Origin of the sequence: Xenophilus sp., assembly GCF_044462705.1 — a bacterium.
Taxonomy (GTDB): Bacteria; Pseudomonadota; Gammaproteobacteria; order Burkholderiales; family Burkholderiaceae_C; genus Xenophilus; species Xenophilus azovorans.
Genome location: NZ_JBIQNC010000345.1, coordinates 1 through 2618, shown reverse-complemented (window position 1 = coordinate 2618; position 2618 = coordinate 1). Strand labels below are relative to the sequence as shown.

2 protein-coding genes are annotated in these 2618 nt (G+C 73.6%); both read right to left on the bottom strand.

Features of this window, described 5'->3' with window-relative positions; translation table 11 throughout:
* Window positions 1–264: 264 nt before the first annotated feature.
* Window positions 265–1890: a murein transglycosylase A gene (locus tag ACIY1X_RS25915; protein WP_399686420.1), complete on the bottom strand. Its 1626-nt coding sequence runs from the start codon at window positions 1888–1890 to the stop codon at window positions 265–267.
* Between the two features lie 55 nt (window positions 1891–1945).
* A partial coding sequence (locus tag ACIY1X_RS25910; protein ID WP_399686418.1) for a DUF4384 domain-containing protein occupies window positions 1946–2618 on the bottom strand: 673 nt, incomplete at its 5' end.

Below are 2618 nucleotides of genomic sequence, written 5' to 3'. Positions count from 1 at the left end.
CGCCAGAGGCGGACCAGTTCGGCGCTGTCGGCGGACGAGAGGGTGTCCTGCATGGGTCAACCTCGCCTGGAATCGGCCGCCCAGCCCTCACCCCGGCCCTCTCCCAGAGGGAGAGGGAGAAAAACCCGGCGATCACCCCGATCAAGAGGCCGCGGAGCAGGCCATGCGGGAACATCCGCGGAACTGGCTTGGCCAGGCCGCAGGATGTGCCCCCGCGAGGGGGTTGCCGGAGCGGAACGAAGTCCGCGCAGGCTGGGGGCGAGCCTAGTCCGCGCAGGTTTCATCGTCGGGGACCAGGCAGTTCGCCAGGCTCGCGCCGCGCGTGCGCAGGCCCGGCAGCGTCGAGGTGCTGGCCGCGGCCACCGCCTGGCCGCGTGGCAGCAGGATCCACAGCTGCCCGCGCTCCTTCATGCGGCGCGCCTGGGTCGCGGCGGTCTGGCCGTTGCCGAAGAAGTAGTCGGCCCGCACCGCGCCGCGGATGGCGCCGCCGGTGTCCTGGGCGATGGTCAGGCGCTGCATCGGCGTGCCCTTGCCGGGCTCGCGCGTGGAGACGAACACCGGGTAGCCCAGCGGCGTGCTGCGCGGGTCGACGGCGATGGAGCGGCCCGGCTTGAGCGGCACGCCCAGCGCGCCGACCGGCCCGTCGGCCGGCGCCGACACTTCCTTGAAGAAGACGTAGCTCGGGTCGGAGATGCCGGAGCCCGTCACCGCCCCGCTCGCCTTGCGGCCCGGCACCATCACCGCGCCGCTGGCCACCGGCCGCGCCAGCACGAAGCCGCGCGTGCGGATGGCGCCGACGTCGCCGATGTCGTCATCCTCCTCGTCATCGTCCAGCTGCAGCTCGATGGCGCCGCCGCGCGTCTTCACCGCGGTGCGCGTCTTGCCGCCCTTGCCCTTGGCCAGCGTGGGCCGGAAGGGCTGGCCGTTCTGCTCGGCGTAGCCCAGGCGGATGACCTGGCCGTCCTTGAAGCGGATGCGGCCCGAGCCCTGGATCTGCATCTCGTACAGCGCCGTGGCGCTGCTGACGAAGGCCAGCACCCTGGCGTTGGGCGCGCCGCGGGTCTCGATCTCCTCGCGCGTGAAGTAGGGCTTGATCTCGCGCCCGTCGATGCGCAGGCGGGCCTTGCGGTCGAGCGTGTCGCGCACGATCTTCGACAGGTCGAGCGCGTAGATGCCGGCCGCGCCCAGGTCGCGCGTGGACAGCCCCTGCTGCACCACCACGTTGCGCCCCTGCACGCGCGCGGCGACCACGCCGTTGCCGGCCGGCAGGCGCCGCGTGTCGAGGAACAGCATGTCCTCCGGCTGGCCGTAGACGGGATAGATGAAGGGCGGCGAATAGGTGCGGCTGCCCTCGATCTCGGGCTCGAAGTAGCCCGTCACCACGCCGTCGGGGCGGCGGTCGTCGTCGCGGATCTGGTAGGCGGCGAACTCGCGCTCGAAGAAGCCGCGGATGGCCGGGTCGCTCTTGCCGTCCACTTCGCGCGCGCGGTCGCAGACCTCCTTCCACAGCACGCCGCGGCCGGTGAGCACGCGGCAGCTCGTCAGGAAGGCCGGCCAGCTCTCGGAGAAGTCGTCGCGGCTCCAGCCGGGCACGTTGGCGAAGGGCACCGCCGTGTAGGTGGCCAGCTGCGTGGAGAAGGTGCGCGCCTGGCCGGCGACGCTGCTGCCGGGCGGCGGCGTCGACGGGCGTGCGGGCGCCGCCACGGGTGCGGGCGCCGGGGGCGGCGCCTCGGCCGTGGGCGCCGGTGCAGGCGCCGGCGCGGGGGCCGGATCGGTGAAGGGCAGGACGCCCGCGCAGCCGCCCAGGGCCAGGCCCAGGGCCAGCCCCAGGCCGGCCAGGCCGGGCCGCCTGGCGGGGATCGCTCGGGGATCGGTGGGATGCGTGTTCATGGCTCATCACTCCTTGTGCAGGGGCCCGTTCCTCGCGGGCCTTGTCTGCAGACGATCACTTCTCGACGATTCTGAAATGCGCGACGCCGTAGACGTCCTGGCAGGCGCCGCCCTGCGGGCACACGGGCTTGCCCAGCAGCGGCGTCGGCCCGTCGCCGCGCGCCGCCTCCAGCGCCGCCAGCACGGGCAGCGCGAACTGCGGGAACACGCCGTCGTTCTGCGCGCCGGACTGGCTGAAGTCGCGCTCGTGCTCGCTGACGACCACGGCGAACTCGTTGGTGCCGGGCGGGCCGCCGGCATTCATCGGCCACGAGGCGCGCGGCAGCGAGAGGCTGCCGCCGGCGTTGATCTTGTTGTACTTGTCCAGCAGGTTGGGGAAGAGCAGGAACATCTCGCCGCCGCTGGACAGCAGGTAGACGTAGACGTAGCCCTCGCGCTTGCTGCTCACCTCGAAGGCCAGCTTGTCGCGGCCGACCTGCACCTCGGGCTTGGCGGCCGAGGCGCTGACCTCGAAGCCGCGCGTGGCGCGCTCGCCCAGCGCCTGCAGCGACTGCAGCGGCGTGCGCGGCGAGGGCGGAGGGGGCGGCGGCGGGGGTGGTGGCGGCGGGGGCGGCGAGACCTGCATCACGGTCGTGGTCGAGGACGTGGACGTGCCGCCGGCCTGCGTGCCTGCCTGGCCGTCGTCGGGGCGCTGCTGCGTCCACCACCAGGCGCCGGCGCCCAATGCC

Coding starts and splice junctions, on each gene's coding strand:
- ACIY1X_RS25915 (WP_399686420.1), bottom strand. CDS start 1,890: ATGAACACGCATCCCACCGATCCCCGAGCGATCCCCGCCAGGCGGCCC.